This window comes from Bacillus sp. LH1 (assembly GCF_057924895.1).
In genome coordinates this window covers 723,602-742,500 of the sequence record NZ_CM175007.1, presented here as the reverse complement: position 1 = coordinate 742,500, position 18,899 = coordinate 723,602, and the positions used below count along the sequence as shown (strand labels likewise).

Here is an 18,899-nt window from a genome sequence, read left to right as displayed (position 1 = left end):
TTAATGTTACCTATGGTATTAGCAGTTGTATATTCTATATTATCATCCTTAATCGTTGCACTAACAGTTGTTCCACTTATGGCTTTTTTACTACTCAAAAAAACAAAGCATCGAAAGCCAAGTTCTTCATCACGATATGTCGCTACATTAAAGTGGGCTCTTTCTCATAAATTCATTATTCTACTTACTGCATTTTTATTATTTGTAGGATCAATTGCAGCTTATATATTACTACCGAAAGCAAACATAAAATCTGAAGACGACACAATGTTATCTATTAACATGACATTTCCAGCCCATTATAATGCTGAATCTCAAAAACAAAAAGCATTTGATTTTGAAAAGAAATTACTTTCTAATTCAGATATAACAGACGTTATTTTACGAATGGGATCTAGCGCAGAAGATGCACAATGGGGGCAAACAACTAAAAATAACCTCGCTAGTATATTCGTAGTCTTTAAAAAAGGTTCTGATATTGATCAATATATTAAAGAGTTAAAAAAGGAACATAAAACTTTTGAGCCTGCTGAACTTGATTATATAAAAACAAGTTATTCAAGCTCTGGCGGCGGCAATAACTTACAATTTAACGTAACAGCTACTAACGAAGCGGATTTAAAAGAAGCGGCTACTATCGTTGAAACAAAACTAAAAAGCATGGATGATCTTTCTAAAGTAAAAACAAATTTAGAAGACTCTAAGAAAGAATGGCAAATTCATATTGATCAAACAAAGGCTGAACAACTAGGTTTAACACCAGAAATAGCTGCGCAACAAGTAGCATTCCTTATGAAGAAATCACCTATTGGCGAAATTACAATTAATAATGAAAAAGCTACTATTATGATAGAACACAAAAAAGAAAACATTAATAAACAAGAAGATATTTTAAATACAAACATACTATCACCTATTAATGGACCAATACCTTTAAAAGACATTGCAACTATTTCAGAAAAACAAACACAAACAGAAATTTTCCATAAAGACGGAAAAGAAACAATCCAAATTACAGCCGAAGCTTCAAATGAAGATTTGAGTAAAGTAAACACAGCAGTAAATAAAGCGATGACTGACTTAGATTTACCTGGTGGTGCAAAAGTAAATATCGCAGGAGCTACTGAATCTATGCAAGAGAATTTTACAGATTTATTCAAAATTATGGGGATTGCAATCGGGATTGTATATTTAATTATGGTTATCACCTTCGGGCAAGCACGTGCTCCTTTTGCAATCCTATTCTCCTTACCATTAGCTGCTGTCGGTGGTATTTTAGGATTAATCATTTCACGAACACCTGTTGATGTAAATTCCTTGATCGGCGCATTAATGTTAATCGGGATTGTTGTTACAAACGCTATTGTATTAATAGAAAGAGTCCAACAAAATCGGGAACATGGAATGGAAACTAGAGAAGCCTTACTTGAAGCAGGTTCTACTAGACTACGCCCAATTATTATGACAGCTATTACAACAATCGTTGCTATGCTCCCACTCCTATTTGGCCAATCCCAAGCAGGAAGTATGGTATCAAAAAGTTTAGCCGTCGTTGTCATCGGCGGTTTGGCAGTCTCAACTGCTCTTACATTAGTAGTCGTTCCAGTTATGTATGAACTACTAGATAAAATCGGGAGAAAAAGACGCTCCCGTAGGAAAATAAGCACTTCTACAGAAACACCTGATATTTAAAAACAAAAGGCGTTATCTTCACAAATGAAGATAACGCCTTTTCTCTATTTAGTCATATAATCCATCATTTTTTCCACATATTGCTCTATAGGTTTACTAGAATCCACAATAAGGTATTCATTATTTGAAGGTCTTTTACTACCATTTAACCACTTTTTAAAACCTACTTCCGATTCCACCTTTTCAATTTGACTGATCATACGCTTACGTGTTTGCAGTCTCCTATTAATCTCTTCCATATCATTAAGATAACACTCAATATATTTATATTTCACACCATGTTTATTTGATAGTTCAATCCCTTTTTCAACCATTCCCTCATATAAACACGGACTATCCAATATAACACTATGCCCTTGTTCTAAATAAGCATCAATCAATACCCATTCGGCATCATACGCAAGCCCACCAACAATCGTTGATTCAATTCCTTTTACTTTTAATGATTTTAACAACGCGGATTTCAAAACATCATGATCTATAATTACAGCACCTGTTAATTTCGCTATATACTTAGAAACTGTCGATTTTCCTGACCCAGGAAAACCTGACATTTGCAGAAAAAACAAATTAAAGCTCCTCTCTAAATTACATCTGTTCTTCTTTATAATTAATCACAAATTCAACAATCATTACATCCATTCCTTCTATATTAAAATACAAAAGAACCCCCTACCTATAAATAGAGAGTTCTTCTTTATAATTTATGCCGCTTTTACCTTTTTCGTTGTTTTACTTTTTCTTTTCGTTCCTGTAAAGCGCTTGTGTAATATAGATGCTATCAAGCGTGAAATAACATTGAATAGTAATACCATAATAATTAATACAGCTGCAGATTTTGTCGCAATCAACTTCGCATCTGGAATAACTCCTTCAGAATTTAATTTCCAAATGTGAACCGCTAATGTTTCAGCTGGTCTAAACGGATTTAAAGGATGCGCAGGACTTGAGAAATCCGCTGCTGAATTTAAAATCGGGGATGTTAAACCCGCTGTGTAAATTAATGCTGCCGCTTCCCCAAATATACGACCCGCCGCTAAAATAATCCCTGTAATAATTTGTGGTAATGACGATGGGATAATAATACGAGCGATTGTTTGCCACTTCGTTGCACCTAATCCAAGACTTGCCTCTTTTACATTCTGAGGAACTTCTGAAATCGCATTTTCACAAACACGCGTTAAACCTGGTAAATTTAAAATAGTTAAAGCAAGAGCACCACCCATTACTGTGTATCCCCAACCTGTCATTGTAACGAACACTAACAAACCAAATAAACCAACAACAATAGAAGGTAAAGACGCCATCGTCTCTATACATAGACGAACAAAATTTAAAAAACGTCCTTGTTTTGCGTACTCCGCTAAATATATTCCAGCACCTAATCCAAGAGGAATAGATATAATAAGCGTTATAACAAGCATGTAGAAGGAATTGAATAACTGCGGACCAATCCCACCACCAGCTCTTGTATTGCTTGGTTCTCCAAACAAGAAATTAGGATCCCAAAATCCCCATCCCTTTTGTAAAATCTCAAATACTAAGAACACTAGCAAAGCTACAACTAAAGCCGCAACCGCATAAAAGATACCCGTCCAAACTTTATTTACCGTTCTTGCATTCATTATTATCGCTCACCTCTTTGCCCAATCGCTCGAATTACTAAAATAAACAGGAATGAAATAACAAGTAAAATCATCGCTAAAGTCCATAGCGCATTGTTCCAAGCAGTTCCGTTCAATGTATTCGTCATGTCCATTGTTAAAATACCAGTTAACGTCGCTGTCGGACTATATATTCCTTCTGGTAATTTAATCGTATTCCCGATTACCATTTGAACCGCTAACGCTTCACCGAAAGCACGCGCTAAGCCTAAAACAACACCTGTTAAAATCCCTTTTTTCGCAGCAGGAACAATCACTCGGCTAATTGCTTGCCATTTCGTTGATCCTAGACCATAAGAAGCTTCTAAATAATCAAATGGAACAGAACGTATTGCATCAGAAGCGATACTAGCAATAGTAGGTAAAATCATAATACTTAATACAACAATACCTGCAATTAAACTAAAGCCTACTCCCCCAAACGAATCACGTAATAGTGGTACTAAAATCGTAACACCTAATAATCCGTATACAACCGAAGGAATACCAACTAACAATTCTAGAACAGGCTTCAATACTTTATTTCCAAACTTTGGCGAAATTAAATTCATGAATATAGCAAGAGCTATAGCAATTGGTGCACTAATAATAACCGCACCTAACGAAACCACCGTTGAACCTACAATGAAAATTAAAGCCCCGAAGGATCCTTGATCAGCATTTGGATTCCATTTTGTCGATGTTAACATCTCAGTAAATGAGATACCACTTTGTGTAAAAGATTGAATACCTTTACCACAAATAAACGCAATAATAGCTAATGTAATTAAAACAATAAAAATACCACAAAACGTAACAAGTGATCTTCCTATATATTCACTTTTCACGTAATTAATTTGCTTTTTCCCCTTCATCACAGGACAGACCCCACTTCACAGATTGAAATGAACAGGACTGGCCTTGCAGCCAGCCCCATAAAATTTTATTACTTATTTAATTTAGACATTGGAATGTAGCCCATATCTTCTACTTGCTTTTCAAAATCTTTACCTTTTACATAATCGATATAAGCTTTCGTCGCTTCCTTCGCTTCACCTTTTGTTACCATATATTCGTAAGACCAGAATGGATATTTACCAGACGCGATGTTTTCAACTTTCGGTTCAGCACCATCAATTTTCACTGTTTGTAGTGCGCCTTTTTTCTCGCCCACCATGTAAGACATTGCTAAATAACTCACCGAACCAGGAGTAGAGTTAATCGCTTGCTCTACTGCACCGTTAGAATCTTGTGTTGTACCAGTTCCATCATTAATTTTCGCGTCTTTCATAATCGTTTTTTCAAATGTAGCACGTGTACCAGATGAAGCCGGACGATTAATTACATTGATTTTTTCATCTTTTCCGCCTACTTCTTTCCAGTTTGTTACTTTTCCAGTGAAGATATCTTGTACTTGTTGCATTGTTAAGTTATCAACTTTTACATCTTTATTTACGACAAGAGCGAATGCAATACCCGCTACCTTGTTATCTACTAATTCTTTCGCCTTTTCAGCATCTTTTATTTTATCTCCGGACGGAACATCTGAATTACCAATTTGTACTGCACCAGATGCTACTTGGTTAATCCCAGTTCCACTACCGCCACCTTGAACTTGAATAGAAACTTTTGAATTTTTCTCCATGAATTTCTTTCCAGCTTCCTCCGCAAGAGGTAGAAGAGCTGTAGAACCAGCCGCTGCAATCGTACCTGATAATTCTTGTTTTGTATTATCGCTTCCTTTAGCAGTGTCTTTACTAGTTGTATCTTCTGCTTTCCCACAACCAACTAATGCTCCTGCTACCACTAAAGCTGCTAAAGAAAATTTAATACCTTTTTTCATAACCATGTCTTGTACCCCCATTTGGATTATCACTTTTCGAATTCATTTTCTTTCGAACACAAATTCATTGTAGGACAACAATATTATGTGAGTGTTAAGCAATTTTTAATTTTAAGTAAATGACGATAATAATCCTTAAAAGCTAGAAATCCCAACATTTATAGTTAAATAACCAAACAAAAACCACACTAACTACACTGCAATGTAAATATATTCTTAACAATGTAAATTCAATGTAAATGTTTTTCTCTCTTTTTCCCTTTTCGTTAAAGTTACATTTACAATTCCGCTGTATTTTGTAATTTTCACACACCTAATTTATGCACATTAAAAATAATTTCAGTAATATTTTTTAGTACAACTAAATAAATTGGAACAATTCTAAAAATAAATGAATATTTTTAAAGTACTAATTGACAACATAATCCAATGTAGTCTACTATATTACTAACAAAAAGTTTACCTTAGGAAACTTTTTAAACTCAAACTAAAAATATAGAGATGAGGTAACTTTTATGGTATCGGCTAATATAAAACCACTTTCCGAATTTAAAATAGGAGAGTTTGTACAAATTGAGAAGATACAATTAGAAGGAACTATGAAACGACGCTTATTAGATTTGGGATTTATCCCGGGGGCGACGATTAAAGTATTGCAACGCAGTCCACTTGGAGATCCGGTCGCTTATCAAGTGAGTAACACAACTATTGCACTGCGTAAAGAAGAAAGCTCCCTTATTTTCGGGGTATTAATAGGAGATGATTTCAGATGAGCAAACATCGTATCGCTTTAGCTGGTAACCCGAATACAGGGAAAAGTACATTATTTAATACTTTAACAGGCTTAAAACAACATACTGGAAACTGGACGGGAAAAACTGTTTTAAAAGCTGAAGGAGAATATGAACATAACGGAAGTAATTATACATTAATAGATTTACCTGGAACCTACTCACTATACTCAAATTCCGCAGACGAAGAAGTAGCGAGGGATTATATTATATTTGAAAAACCAGAAGTAACTGTAGTTGTTATAGACGCAACTGCTATGGAAAGAAATTTAAATTTAGCACTTCAAGTGATGGAGATGACAAACAATGTAGTCATTTGCATTAACTTAATTGATGAAGCCGAGAAAAAAGGGATTGTTATCGATGAAAAGAAATTAGCAAAATCACTTGGTGTACCTGTCGTTAAAATTTCAGCACGTAACCGAGTAGGTATTGGTCATTTGCTAAATGTTATTGCAAAAGTAGCAAATAAAAAACTAATTCCAACACCAATTAAAATTACTTACAGCGAAAAAATCGAAAATATGATTCAGGAATTAGAACCACAAATTTATAAAGTGTTCGGTGATACGTATCCAGCACGTTGGATTGCGTTACGTATATTAGATGGAGATAAAAATTTCTTAACTACACTTCAAAAACACCATAATGAACCACTTGTAAGGGAGGTCGTAATTAATGGAATCTCACTCAGCCAGTAAAGCTCTTCCATTAGACTATATTATTCAACATGCACAAACACTTTCAAAAGAAGATATACGAGATGATATAGTCGGAGATATTTACCGAACATCTGCAAGCATATGTAAAGAATCTGTCCAATATACAAATACTGATAAATTATATCGTTCCGAAAAACTAGATAAAATTTTCACATCTCCAATCTGGGGATTCCCAATTATGCTCGGTATTTTATCTATTATTTTTTATCTTACAATTGCAGGCGCTAACGTACCATCTGATATGATTGCCGAATTCTTCGGATGGGCCGAAGGATATTTAACATCTTGGTTCCAAGCAGCGCATGCACCTGAATGGTTACATGGCATTTTAATACTTGGTTTGTTCCGTGGTATCGGTGCTGTTATTAGCGTTATGTTACCACCTATGGCAATCTTTTTCCCTATGTTCGCGCTATTAGAAAATTACGGATACTTACCACGTGTCGCGTTTAATATGGACCGCTTATTCAAACGATCCGGCGCACACGGGAAACAATCTTTAACAATGGCAATGGGATTTGGTTGTAATGCAGCAGCCATTATGTCAACACGTATCATTGAATCACCACGTGAACGTATGCTAGCAATTTTAACGAACAACTTCGTTCCTTGTAACGGTCGCTGGCCTATGTTAATTTTAATGGCTTCACTATTTATGGCTGCTGGTTATACAGGCAGTATGCAAACATTGGTTACTGCTGGCGTTGTAGTTGGAATGGTTGTACTTGGTGTTATTATGACATTAACTGTTTCTTGGGTACTATCAAAAACAGCCTTAAAAGGGGTTCCAACTCACTACACACTTGAGTTACCTCCGTACCGCAAGCCAAAAGTTTGGAATACAATTGTTCGCGCAACACTCGATAAATCAATCTACGTTTTAAAACGAGCTATAGTTGTTGCTGCCCCTGCAGCTGCATTAACTTGGTTACTTGCTAACATTTTTATCGGTGACACAAGCTTACTTATGTATTTTGTAAATTTCCTAGATCCATTTGCTAAAATGTTAGGACTTGACGGGTTTATTCTAGCTGCATTCATTCTTGGACTACCTGCTAATGAAATTGTAATCCCAATTTTATTAATGTCTTACTTATCAACTGGGGCTTTAACTGAAATAGATGATTTTAATCAAATTAAAAATCTATTCCTAGAAAATGGTTGGACTTGGTTAACAGCGTTAAACACAATGTTGTTCTCACTTCTTCATTTCCCGTGCGGAACAACACTGGTTAACATATACAAAGAAACAAAAAGTGCAAAATGGACATTCTTATCGTTTGCAATCCCTACCGTTATCGCCATTGTTGTTACATTCCTCTCTACACAATTGGTACATTGGTTAGGGCTTGTATAAAACAAAGCATACATAGAAGGCATCCCCCTTCACATATGCTTTGTCCGAAAGAAACCTGAAAATCATTCAGGTTTCTTTTTTTGTACATCAGTATTCCACGGCTGCGCTCCATACGTTGTGAGTTTTTTATGAATGAAATATATAGCTCCGGGAAGCACCGCCATTAATATTGTGCAACTAATTCCCAATTCAGTAAACAATTTATATCACCTTACTTCACTTTCTTCGGTAAAGCTGAACCTGAATGTTCAATCGTCGGATGAACGTAAACAGTAATTTCAGCATTACTAAAATAATTCTGGCCTTGATCCCAATTCTTACTGATTTTTCTCCACTCTTTATAATTATGCCTCTTATATACCTCTCCTAGTTCTAATACGTCTACCTTATATTTTTTTTGAACAAGCTGTATGGACTTTTCAATACGCTTCTTCATTTCCTTTGAAAGCTCTTTCTTTAAAACCTTTTCATTCATCACTTGTTTTGGTTCATTAAAATGCAGCTCAGCTAATGTCCCTTCTGTAAACACGTGAATATCAAACTTCGGTTTTGTAGCATGTTCCGTAGACACCTTAATCTTCCGACGCAATTTATGAACTTCATATGTAATAAGCTGATTTTTTTTACGAACAGTAAAGAAACCTTCAATTTTTTTACCTATTATATAGTTCATTCCTAATGTTTGTTCTCCACTCAAAGTTCCAACGCACTTATTATCCTTTCCACGGATCAATGCCGCTCCTTCCATTTGTACACCTTGTTTAGTTAACCCTAAGAGAGGTAGTGCAAAACTTCGATCTGCAATCATTTTCCCTTGTACTTCACCAATTCTCGCCGCCTCAATCATTTGAGCGTTTTTCGGAGGATGTTCAGCTAACATATCAATGTACTGCGCCGGTAAGTTTTCAGGTTTTGCACTTTGTTTTAAAATAGATTCTGCATTTTTCTTCGAAACGAACAAACGAATATTTCTTCTCATTTCATGATCACGAAAATATACGTCTAACGTATTTTGCAAAACATACGGATTCGCTAGTAATTCATCCGAAAAAATAATAACTTGTATATGCGGAAAAAATAATGTTCGACTAATTTTCTTAGCAATTATTCTTATTTGCTCAAAGACGCTATCTGCTTTCGCACTTACGTTAATATAATTTTCACTATCTCCGCTCCCTTGTCCACCCTGTTGAGACAATTTACTGGGGAGTACCATCTGATAAGTCCCTTTCATAATTGGATTCACTTTCTTTTCCTTCACAATATCGTAGGCTGCACCTACTACAAATCCTCTTTCTTCTATTTCTTGTAACTCAGAACACCCACTAATAGGTCCAACAAAAAACATAACTATTATAATTTTAAGAAGGTGTTTCATTTCTACCATTCCTTCTTTTTATTTTATATACAATAAAAACCAATAAAGGTGCTAACACGACAAACCCCATATCTATCCAAGCTAAATAAGTTCCATAACTTGATAAAGTATTCAAACTACTAGGTATCATATTCACCATAAAAATAATTGGGGCACTTACGAAAATAAAAATATGTTTCTTCACTTTCGGAAACATAGCACAAAATAATAAAGATGCGACGTCATAATACATTGCTGTAGTGTTATAAATTGTAATAATCCAAGTCGTAAAAAAAATCGCATCAAACCTTTCTAAAAACCCTCCACCAATTTCAATTTCTTTCCCTAATTCAATTGTTGGATATGTCAATCCACGTGTTGTCATATACGTAAAAACACTAATACAAGTTACATAAATTAAAATGTATGACAACACGTTTACCATCACCGCCTTCGCAACTGCCATCGGCGCTTTTTTCGCTGTCTTATCATTCAGTAACACCGCATAAAACAGAGCTACTTCAAATCCAATAAACGTAAAAATAGAATTTTTAACTCCAACAGCGTATTGACTTACTTTCGTTTGAAAAGCTGGTAGTAAATTATTGATTTCCACTAAATTTATATTTAATAAAGAAAGAAGCACTATCGCAATTAAAACAATAGGTAAGAATATAACATTTAACCTTAATAAGGCTGCTCTTGATCCTGCTATGCCATAAATAACAACTAATAAGAAGAAGAAAGACAGTAGTTGTATCGGTGTATCACTAAATAAATACGTTTGAGAAATAACTGAAATCATTCGCGATTCATATGCTGTCAAAGCAGCAAACGTTAATACTAAAATGCTACTAATTGTGTATGCAACAGGCTTCGTCAAATGCGCACTCGTATATTGAACAAAATTTTGTTTTGGAAATAAGATAGCCACCCTCGTCACAAACCAACCTAAAACTGCGCAGATCAATCCACCCAAAAGCAAGATAATCCAACCGTCCGAAAATAAAGTTTGGTTAGCGATATCTCTTGGCATAGACAATGCCCCTATACCAATAATGGTCGATGATACCGCAAACCCAATTTCACGAGATCCAATCTCTTCATCGCCATACTCAAATGGTTTCACTTATTTTCGCTCCTTTGGACGTATTGTAGAATCTTTTGTTTGTAAGTACTCTGGTCTATCTTTCAACATCGATTTTGGCATGCGAATAAATTCTTCTTTCCAATCTTTATAAAATGCAGGAGCAATTGGAGTTGTATACGGTATACCAACACTTGTTAAATTTGTAATATGAATAGCAAGTGCGATCAGAGCTAGAATGATTCCATACAGCCCAAAAGCCGTTGCAGCTAATACAAAGACGAAAAGTAAAATTCGGAACGTAATCGTAATACTATATACAGGAAGCGAAAACGTAGCAATCGCAGTAACTGCAATAATAATAACTAAAAACGGATTTACAATCCCTGCATTTACCGCAGCTTCTCCAATTACAAGACCTCCTACAATCCCTATCGTTTGTCCCATCGGTTTCGGCAATCGGATTCCAGCTTCTCGTATTAATTCCATAGTCAAGGCCATCATTAACGTTTCAATATATGCAGGAAACGGAACACCTTCCCTCGCACCTGCAATTGAATAAGCCAGTTTAGAAGGAATAAGTCCTTGATGATAAGATACAAGTGCTACATACATAGCTGGTAACAAAACCGCAATTATGCCTGAACCCATACGTAAAAATCTTAATAACGTTCCAATCACCCAGCGCTCGTAATGATCTTCTACAGATTGAAAAATATCAACAAACACAAGTGGTGCAATAAGAGCAAACGGGGATCCGTCTACTAAAATTGCCGCCTTCCCTTTCGCTAATGAGGCTATAATATTATCAGGCCTCTCTGTATTCAAAAACTGTGGAAATGGGGATAAATTATTATCCTGAATTAATTGTTCAATCGTACCTGTTTCCAAAACGACATCTGTCACTATTGATTGAAGACGGCGATCTAGCTCTTTTACAATGTGAGGATTAATAATATCTTCTATATATACTAGGGTTACTTCTTTCTGCGATCGCTTCCCCATAATATAAGATTGGAACCTCAACTTTGGATCGCGTAAACTGCGTCGGATTAACATTTTATTCACATTAATATCTTCATTTAATCCAACTCTCGGTCCGCGTATTAAATCTTCTGTCACTGGTGGTTCTAAACTTCGCTTCTCCCAGGCCCTACTATTAATAACGATAGCGGTTTGAATATTATCAATTAATATAACTGTATCTCCCGCTAATATCGCATTCATAATATCTGGAAACTTCGTCTTTACGCCCACTTCTGCGATAGAAATAAAACGATCCAATAACGTTTGAACAACAGCTTCCTCATTTATAATTTCTTCGTATTGCAGTGTGCGAATGACATATTTATAAACATTATCCTTATCTGTCAATCCACATAAAAACACAACCGCACAACGTGTAAAACTCCCAGCAAGAGCAACTTCTCTAATTGTTAAATCATTAGGTGAACCTAACTCATCCCTAATTTCTTTCATAACTTCAAATAAGTTACCTTCAAGCTCTAACAATTTCCCCACCTAGCTTCCTTTTCAACAAGTTTTTAGTTAGATTCCGCTAATAGAAGGAAATATATACAAAAAAAGAGCTATCTCTTTTCAAAGATAGCTCTAATAAAGTAAAACTTTAATCAACCCTCACCAATCGGGCTTTTACGGACAGTTTAATCCCCACCTAACTTCTTTGCTTCCGCTGAATTTTGAGGTGGGGGTCTTACTGCCCGTTAATGCAGGATAAACGAATTACTTTTCTACTATTATAGTGTTTTTCTTTATAAATACACCTTTTGTAAATCCACTAACTACAAACATCACAATTATATTAATTAACAATGCGACTATACCTACATTCAAATCTTTTATATACTGCGGGAAACTCGGAAACATCGTGGCTATAGTTGAACCAGATAAGGTAATATATGCGACCACTAATAGCCCAACTCCCATTCCTGCAATCGCCCCTTGCTTCGTAATAATTTGACGTGGAAACAAGCTACATACAAGTGCAGGGAAAAGTTGTGTAACGATACTGTATCCCATTAATAGAAGTGCTCCTATTGTTTCTCCTCCTTTAAATGTAAATAAAACTGCCACGAGCGTTACTACAGGCACAAATAATTTTGCCATCTTAGCAACTTGTCTATCTGAAGCAGACGGGACTATCGTTCGGTAAATATTTTTTGCTAACAGTGTAGAAGCCGCCATAACAAGCATAGACCCTGGAACCAATGCCGTTAATACTCCCGCACTACCAATAATTCCAATAAACCAAGGATCAAAAGTTTGTAAAGCAAGACGGAATAACGAAAGATCTACATCCGCTCCCTTTAACCCAGGAACTTGCAATATAGCAGCAAATCCTGCAAAAAATACGAAAAGTAAAACTAAAGAATACAATGGCATAATTGCTGCATTTTTACGAAATACTTTTTCATTTTTTGCTGAAAAAGCAGAAGCAAATGTATGAGGCCACATATAAAAACCGAGGGCCGTTAATATAATAGTAGAAACAAACCAAGAAATACTCATTCCTTCTTCAGGTAAAGATAAAAATCCCGGTTTCGCTGCCTCTACAGCCTCAAACATCGGCTGAAATCCTCCATAATAATGATACGGCAAATATATACCTAAAAACATAACGATAAACAGTATCATAATATCCTTCAAAGCAGCCGTCCAAGCCGAACCATGTATACCTGAAACCATTACATATATAGTTATAACAATAGCACCGATCCATACTGCAACAACAGGTGACACCCTTCCGTAAGAAGCTTCTGAAACGATAATTCCCAGTCCTTTTAACTGTAAAACAAGATATGGGATGATGGAAACAACACCAACAATCGAAACAATAAGTCCAAGCGCTTTACTTCTATATTTCTTCGCAAAAAAATCTGACTGTGAAACAAGGTTATGCTCTTTCGCATACTTCCAAATGGGTGGCAATAAAAAATACGATAAAAGATAAGCTAAAGCACCATATCCCAAAATATAAAAGGTAGGTGCTCCTTTACTATACGCCCAGCCGCTTCCCCCTAAAAATGTAAACGTCGTATAAATTTCACCTGCCATAAGGAGAAAAACAAAAATAGTGCCAAATCCTCTTCCTCCAACTGACCATTGTTCTAAATTCATATCTTTTCCATGTTGTGCCCGAATCCCTAAAAATAGTGCGAGAAACAAAAATAAAATAATGATAAGTAATGCAGTCATTTTACATCCTCCTTATTAGCAGGATCAAACACGTACACAAGCCCCATACAAAAAGATGTAATAAACACTGATAATAATACCCAAAATAATAAAAATGGCATCCCTAATACGTAAGGAGTAACTGAATTCGCAAATATTGGCCCAACTACTAAACAAAGAACTGGGATAAGCGCTAGAATGTGTATTTTCTTCATCTCATTCTCCTTTACTTATAAAGTTCATAATGGCTGATACAAAGACTTCCACTCCAATCGGTAATGCATCTTCGTCAATCGTAAAACGAGGGTGATGGTGAGGATATATAATACCTTTCTCTTTATTTCCCGCTCCGATAAAAAAGAATGTCCCCGGTGCCTTTTGTAAAAACGCCGAAAAATCTTCTCCAGCCATCGTCGGCTGTAAACGAACAACTCTATCCCTTCCATAAAGTTGTAATGCCGTTTGTTCAATAAGCTCTGTAGCTTCATAATCATTTACAACTGGTCGATATCCATATTCATATGAAAATGTATATTTCGCTCCGTAAGATTCCGTAATATGCTTCACAATCCGCTCAATCTTCTTCTCTGTTTCACCTCGTAATTCATGTCTTAAACTTCTTACTGTCCCTTCAATCTCAGCTTGCTCTGGTATTACATTATGAGTTGTCCCAGCATGAAATTGCGTAACAGATATTACGAGAGAATCTAATGGATTCGTGAGGCGAGATACAATTTGCTGAAGTTGCGAAACGACTTGTGTTCCGATTGCAATACTATCCACCGTTTCATGAGGGATTCCAGCATGTCCACCTTTTCCCTCTATCTTAATTTTAAAAACATCCGGTGCAGCCATTGCAGGACCATAAATAACACCTATTTTCCCAACCTCTAACGACGCCCAAAGGTGAGCACCAATAATATAATCCACACCTTCCATTACACCTGCAGCAACCATCTCCTCTGCACCACCAGGAAAATTCTCTTCAGCATGTTGGAATAGAAAACGAATCTCCCCTTTAATCTTCTCTCTTTCTTCTACCAACTTATGTACAACCCCAAGTAATATCGCTATATGTCCATCATGACCACATGCATGCATTACACCTTTATATGTAGAAATAAAATCAAACTCATTTTCTTCATGAATAGGAAGAGCATCCATATCGGCTCGAATCGCAACTGTTTTGCCCGGATGTTTACCTACTAGCTTTGCCATCACACTATATTTAGTCGGCCGTGACACTTCTAAATATGGGAATTTCCGAAGTATATCGAACACAAACTGCGATGTTTTCTCTTCTTGAAAAGATAACTCTGGATACTTATGAAAATGCCTTCTCCACTCAACTAACTGATTTTTTGACAAAACAAGTTCCTTTGCAACATCCATTTCTCTTCTCCCCTTCTTCACCAAGTTAAATGTTATTATAACGTGAATCGTTAACTTTTAAAAGAATATTCTGAATTTTCAGTGTTAACAAACCAAAAAGAAAAAGCCATCCCAAAGATGACTTTTTCATTATTATAAAATAGTAATTGCTTGTTTCCCCATTTGCTCCCAAGCTTTCTCAAATTCTGTTCGCGGAACAGCCAAACGTGGATTATTTTTAAGAGGATCATTTACATATACAAAGTTTTGATCATATCCAATTACTACTGCACTATGCTCATAATATGTAATTTTCACTTCGCCTGAACTCGTATTCCATGTTTCAAAACTACTTTCAGCTAGCGGCTTAAACGTCGTATTAATAATGACCCATACCGGAGAGCCAGAACTAATTACTTTATATATATCTTGCATGTCTCTACCTGTTAAATTAATTACTTTTTCAGGAACATATTTTTCTGCTAAATCAAAGATTGGTTTATTGTATACACCATATCCAGGCTCTGCCTTTGTATAAATATTTCCCACAAATCCCTCGTAAGGATTTCCACGCAAACCATTTTGTTCAAATGGAACACGATGAATTTCGCTAGCAAGTTGCATCTTATCTACTTGTACACCTTTATATTGCAGCAACATAGCTAAACTTGTCACTTCACACCCTCTGGGTAATTCTGGTAATTGTTTAATAAACGGAACATCTTCAATCATAGCTGCTTCTTTCATTTCAGATAGAAACTCTAAGCGTAGAACTTGCGCCTTTTGCATGATTTTATCTTTTCCTATAAAAAATGCAGCAGCAAGTATAATCCCAAAAACAAAAAGATATTTTAACTTTTTCATTATAAACAAAACTCCATTAATTATTATTTTACAGATACACCTCTTATCATTGTACCCTTCTTCTTACTAGTTTGCTAGAAAGATCATGTGAATTATCGCTCATAGAATTAATTATAAAAATTCTAATTATTTTTAATAAAAAGAAAAATAAATATACATTTACAGAATATTTTGCTAAAATCAAAATTGTTAACATAGTGAAGATGTCACCATGTTAACAAACATTCTTAGAGTATTTAGTCATAGTTCGTTTTTTTACATACTCCATTCATTTCATAGCAAATAAACCGAGTGTGTGTTGCATCCCCCACTAATGATTAAAAACTCAGAATAAAACGAAGTTCACACATTCAAGAAAATACGGGGTGAGGGGCATATGAATCAACAAATTGAACAAACAGATTTAAAACGAACAATGAAAAGTAGACACCTATTTATGATTGCACTCGGCGGTGTTATCGGAACCGGGTTATTTATGGGATCTGGTCAAATTGTCCATAATGCCGGACCTGGTGGTGCTATTCTCGCATTTTTAGTCGGTGGATTTGTTATGTATTTAACGATGTTATGTCTTGGTGAATTATCCGTCGCTATGCCAGAAGCAGGTTCATTCCAAAGTTATGCAAGCAAATTCATTTCACCTGGTTTTGGATTTGTTGTCGGTTGGATGTATTGGTTAAATTGGGCTGTTACAGTTGGCGTAGAGTTAACAACTGTAAGTATTTTAATGAAACGCTGGTTTCCAGACGTTTCTTCCTGGATTTGGTGCGTTACATTTGCAGCAGCACTCTTCCTCGTAAACGCTTTATCAGCAAAAGCATATGCAGAAGCAGAGTTTTGGTTCGCAAGTGTAAAAGTCGCAACAATTGTTATTTTCATCGTACTTGGCGGCGCTGTTATGTTCGGTCTACTAGACTTTAATGGAAAGCCAGCTCCAATGCTTCATAATTTCACTGAAAATGGCGGGCTATTTCCAAATGGTGCATTAGCTGTTCTTCTTACGATGATTACAGTAAATTACTCCTTCCAAGGAACAGAATTAATCGGAATCGCTTCAGGCGAAAGTGAAAATCCTGAAAAAACAATTCCAAAAGCAATTAAAAACACAATTTGGCGAACTCTCTTCTTCTTCGTCTTAGCGATATCAGTTGTTGTAGGTTTACTCCCATGGCAAGAGGCTAATCTAGTCGAAAGTCCCTTTGTACTTGTATTTGATGTAGCCGGTGTCCCATATGCAGCAGACATTATGAACTTTGTTATTATTACAGCTGTATTATCCGTTGCTAACTCTGGTCTCTACGCAAATTCTCGTATGCTGTGGGCGATGGCAAAACAAGGAATGGCAAGTCCAGCATTTACGAAATTAACTAAAAAAGGTGTACCGCTAAATGCATTAATTTTCAGCCTAATTTTCGCTAGCCTGTCCTTACTAACAAGTGTATTTGCGGCAGATACTGTCTTTCTAGTTTTAACATCTATTGCAGCAATGGCTGCCGTTGTCGTTTGGATGTCAATCGCCGCTTCACAGTTTTTCTTCCGTAGAAATTTCGTGAAAAACGGTGGCAACATAAATGATTTAAAATATCGTACACCGCTCTATCCACTAGTTCCAATCGTAGCGTTTTCGCTGAATTTCATTACATTTGTTAGTTTGGCTTTCATTCCAGATCAAAGAATTGCTCTTTATTGTGGCATTCCATTTATGATTATTTGTTACATTTTATATCAAGTTAAATATAAAAAAATTGTCACACTTGAACAGCCACGAACTGTCATACGAGAAATAAACTAAATATACAAAATATTCAGCTATCTTTCTTATGATAAGATAGCTTTTTTCTATTTCTTGGATATCCTGGTATAACTTTATTTATCTTAAAATTTTCACAATCACGTTTTTCTCTGGAAAATAGTTTACAATGTAATCAAGTTACAAATGATATTCACCTTAAAAAGTGTGCATTTGTGTCTATTTTTTAACAATATATCAAAAACTATTGCCTTCTATAAATTAATAGGTTTATATTGTTTTATTGGCATAGTTTCAATCCAAGGAGAAAGGAGATTTTCAATCGTGCAACTAAAGAAAGCGTTTTGGAAGTTGGCTTCGCTTCTTCCGTTATCATTACTTCTGTTCCTCGGTGGCTGTGATAAAAAACTCGCAGTATTAAATCCGCAAGGACCTGTTGCAAAAGCACAGTATGATTTAATTGTTTGGTCATTCTTGCTTATGTCATTAATTATCGCAATTGTATTCATTCTGTTTACAGTCATCTTGATTCGTTATCGTGAAAAACCAGAGAATATGGACTATGAGCCACCTGAACAACACGGTAACACATTACTAGAAATTATTTGGACGCTTGTTCCTGTTATTATCGTTATCGCATTATCGATTCCAACAGTAAAAGCAACTTATGCTTCGGAAGAGGTTCCGAAAGAGTCCAAACATATTAAACCAGTTGAAATTTATGTTACATCTGCAAACTGGAAATGGTTATTCAGTTACCCAGAGGAAAAAATTGAAACCGTTAACTATTTAAACATCCCAGCTGGTGTACCAATTCAATTCAAACTGACTTCTGTCGGCCCAATGAATGCTTTCTGGGTACCAGAACTTGGTGGTATGAAGTACACAATGGATGGCATGATTATGGATCTTTATTTACAAGCTGATAAGCCAGGTTCTTACCTAGGCCGTAGTGCGAACTTCTCTGGTGAAGGATTCACACACATGGAGTTCGAAGTTGAAGCAAAAACTAAAGAGAAATATGACAAGTGGGTTAAAGAAGTACAAGAAACTGCTCCTAAACTAACAGAAGCTAAGTACAACGAAATTGTTAAACCTGGTGTAGTTGGTCGTATGACATTCTCTAGTCACCACTTAAGTTATGTAGATCCAAAATCACTTGAATATTGTGATTACAACTACTACAAAAACAAAAAATAATAGCTATTATTCCAACAGATTGGAGTG

17 protein-coding genes (1 of these 17 cut by a window edge) are annotated in these 18,899 nt (G+C 35.7%); 6 read left to right on the top strand and 11 right to left on the bottom strand.

Annotation, left to right across the window (positions count from 1 at the left end; translation table 11 throughout):
* Window positions 1-1,692: the 3' portion of an efflux RND transporter permease subunit gene (locus ACX9TM_RS03735; protein WP_000375549.1), read on the top strand. The gene continues 1,353 nt to the left of window position 1, outside the view; the window shows 1,692 of its 3,045 coding nt (coding positions 1,354-3,045); its start codon lies beyond the left edge, outside the window; its stop codon occupies window positions 1,690-1,692.
* 44 nt (window positions 1,693-1,736) lie between these two features.
* On the opposite strand, the gene ACX9TM_RS03730 is transcribed toward ACX9TM_RS03735, so the two are convergent.
* The 4 genes from ACX9TM_RS03730 to ACX9TM_RS03715 form a co-directional block, all read right to left on the bottom strand.
* Window positions 1,737-2,261, bottom strand: a complete 525-nt coding sequence (locus ACX9TM_RS03730) for a P-loop nucleotide/nucleoside kinase family protein (protein ID WP_065382114.1) — start codon at window positions 2,259-2,261, stop codon at window positions 1,737-1,739.
* Between the two features lie 135 nt (window positions 2,262-2,396).
* Window positions 2,397-3,317: a phosphate ABC transporter permease PstA gene (gene pstA / locus ACX9TM_RS03725; RefSeq protein WP_000994141.1), complete on the bottom strand. Its 921-nt coding sequence runs from the start codon at window positions 3,315-3,317 to the stop codon at window positions 2,397-2,399.
* 2 nt (window positions 3,318-3,319) lie between these two features.
* The gene (pstC, locus tag ACX9TM_RS03720) at window positions 3,320-4,210 is read right to left on the bottom strand and encodes a phosphate ABC transporter permease subunit PstC (RefSeq protein WP_000676676.1); all 891 of its coding nucleotides are present in this window, start codon (window positions 4,208-4,210) and stop codon (window positions 3,320-3,322) included.
* A gap of 71 nt (window positions 4,211-4,281) precedes the next feature.
* A complete protein-coding gene (locus tag ACX9TM_RS03715) occupies window positions 4,282-5,184 on the bottom strand; it encodes a phosphate ABC transporter substrate-binding protein PstS family protein (protein ID WP_000245108.1) in 903 nt (300 codons plus the stop codon).
* Between the two features lie 509 nt (window positions 5,185-5,693).
* On the opposite strand from ACX9TM_RS03715, the gene ACX9TM_RS03710 reads away from it, so the two are divergent.
* Genes ACX9TM_RS03710 through ACX9TM_RS03700 form a run of 3 tightly spaced genes read left to right on the top strand, consistent with a single transcriptional unit; the run spans window position 5,694 to window position 8,048 of the window.
* Complete coding sequence (locus ACX9TM_RS03710) at window positions 5,694-5,951, top strand: FeoA family protein (RefSeq protein ID WP_000252982.1); 258 nt, start codon at window positions 5,694-5,696, stop codon at window positions 5,949-5,951.
* Entirely contained in the window at window positions 5,948-6,670 is a 723-nt protein-coding gene (locus ACX9TM_RS03705) for a FeoB small GTPase domain-containing protein (protein ID WP_000033865.1), read from the top strand. The genes ACX9TM_RS03710 and ACX9TM_RS03705 overlap by 4 nt, the downstream gene beginning before the upstream one ends.
* Window positions 6,648-8,048, top strand: coding sequence for a nucleoside recognition domain-containing protein (locus ACX9TM_RS03700; protein ID WP_000443605.1), 1,401 nt, complete (start codon window positions 6,648-6,650; stop codon window positions 8,046-8,048). Before ACX9TM_RS03705 ends, ACX9TM_RS03700 begins: the two co-directional genes overlap by 23 nt.
* Before the next feature lie 211 nt (window positions 8,049-8,259).
* On the opposite strand, the gene ACX9TM_RS03695 is transcribed toward ACX9TM_RS03700, so the two are convergent.
* From ACX9TM_RS03695 to ACX9TM_RS03665, 7 genes are all read right to left on the bottom strand, one after another.
* A complete protein-coding gene (locus ACX9TM_RS03695; RefSeq protein WP_000681619.1) occupies window positions 8,260-9,426 on the bottom strand; it encodes a Ger(x)C family spore germination protein in 1,167 nt (388 codons plus the stop codon).
* Complete coding sequence (gene gerLB, locus ACX9TM_RS03690) at window positions 9,410-10,534, bottom strand: spore germination protein GerLB (protein WP_000802003.1); 1,125 nt, start codon at window positions 10,532-10,534, stop codon at window positions 9,410-9,412. The genes ACX9TM_RS03695 and gerLB overlap by 17 nt, the downstream gene beginning before the upstream one ends.
* Window positions 10,535-12,013 (bottom strand): spore germination protein GerLA, encoded by a 1,479-nt coding sequence (gene gerLA / locus ACX9TM_RS03685; protein ID WP_002023287.1) that lies wholly within the window; start codon window positions 12,011-12,013, stop codon window positions 10,535-10,537.
* Between the two features lie 222 nt (window positions 12,014-12,235).
* Window positions 12,236-13,708, bottom strand: a complete 1,473-nt coding sequence (locus ACX9TM_RS03680) for a sodium:solute symporter family protein (protein ID WP_000125937.1) — start codon at window positions 13,706-13,708, stop codon at window positions 12,236-12,238.
* Window positions 13,705-13,902: a DUF3311 domain-containing protein gene (locus ACX9TM_RS03675; RefSeq protein ID WP_000719833.1), complete on the bottom strand. Its 198-nt coding sequence runs from the start codon at window positions 13,900-13,902 to the stop codon at window positions 13,705-13,707. Before ACX9TM_RS03675 ends, ACX9TM_RS03680 begins: the two co-directional genes overlap by 4 nt.
* A gap of 1 nt (window position 13,903) precedes the next feature.
* Entirely contained in the window at window positions 13,904-15,079 is a 1,176-nt protein-coding gene (locus ACX9TM_RS03670) for an amidohydrolase (RefSeq protein WP_000382128.1), read from the bottom strand.
* 132 nt (window positions 15,080-15,211) lie between these two features.
* Window positions 15,212-15,922 (bottom strand): C39 family peptidase, encoded by a 711-nt coding sequence (locus ACX9TM_RS03665; RefSeq protein WP_000734490.1) that lies wholly within the window; start codon window positions 15,920-15,922, stop codon window positions 15,212-15,214.
* Window positions 15,923-16,298: 376 nt separating this feature from the next.
* On the opposite strand from ACX9TM_RS03665, the gene ACX9TM_RS03660 reads away from it, so the two are divergent.
* Both ACX9TM_RS03660 and ACX9TM_RS03655 read left to right on the top strand, forming a co-directional pair.
* Window positions 16,299-17,714, top strand: coding sequence for an amino acid permease (locus ACX9TM_RS03660; protein ID WP_001075759.1), 1,416 nt, complete (start codon window positions 16,299-16,301; stop codon window positions 17,712-17,714).
* A 282-nt stretch (window positions 17,715-17,996) separates the two neighbouring features.
* Window positions 17,997-18,872 (top strand): cytochrome aa3 quinol oxidase subunit II, encoded by an 876-nt coding sequence (locus ACX9TM_RS03655; RefSeq protein WP_001176165.1) that lies wholly within the window; start codon window positions 17,997-17,999, stop codon window positions 18,870-18,872.
* Window positions 18,873-18,899: the final 27 nt, after the last annotated feature.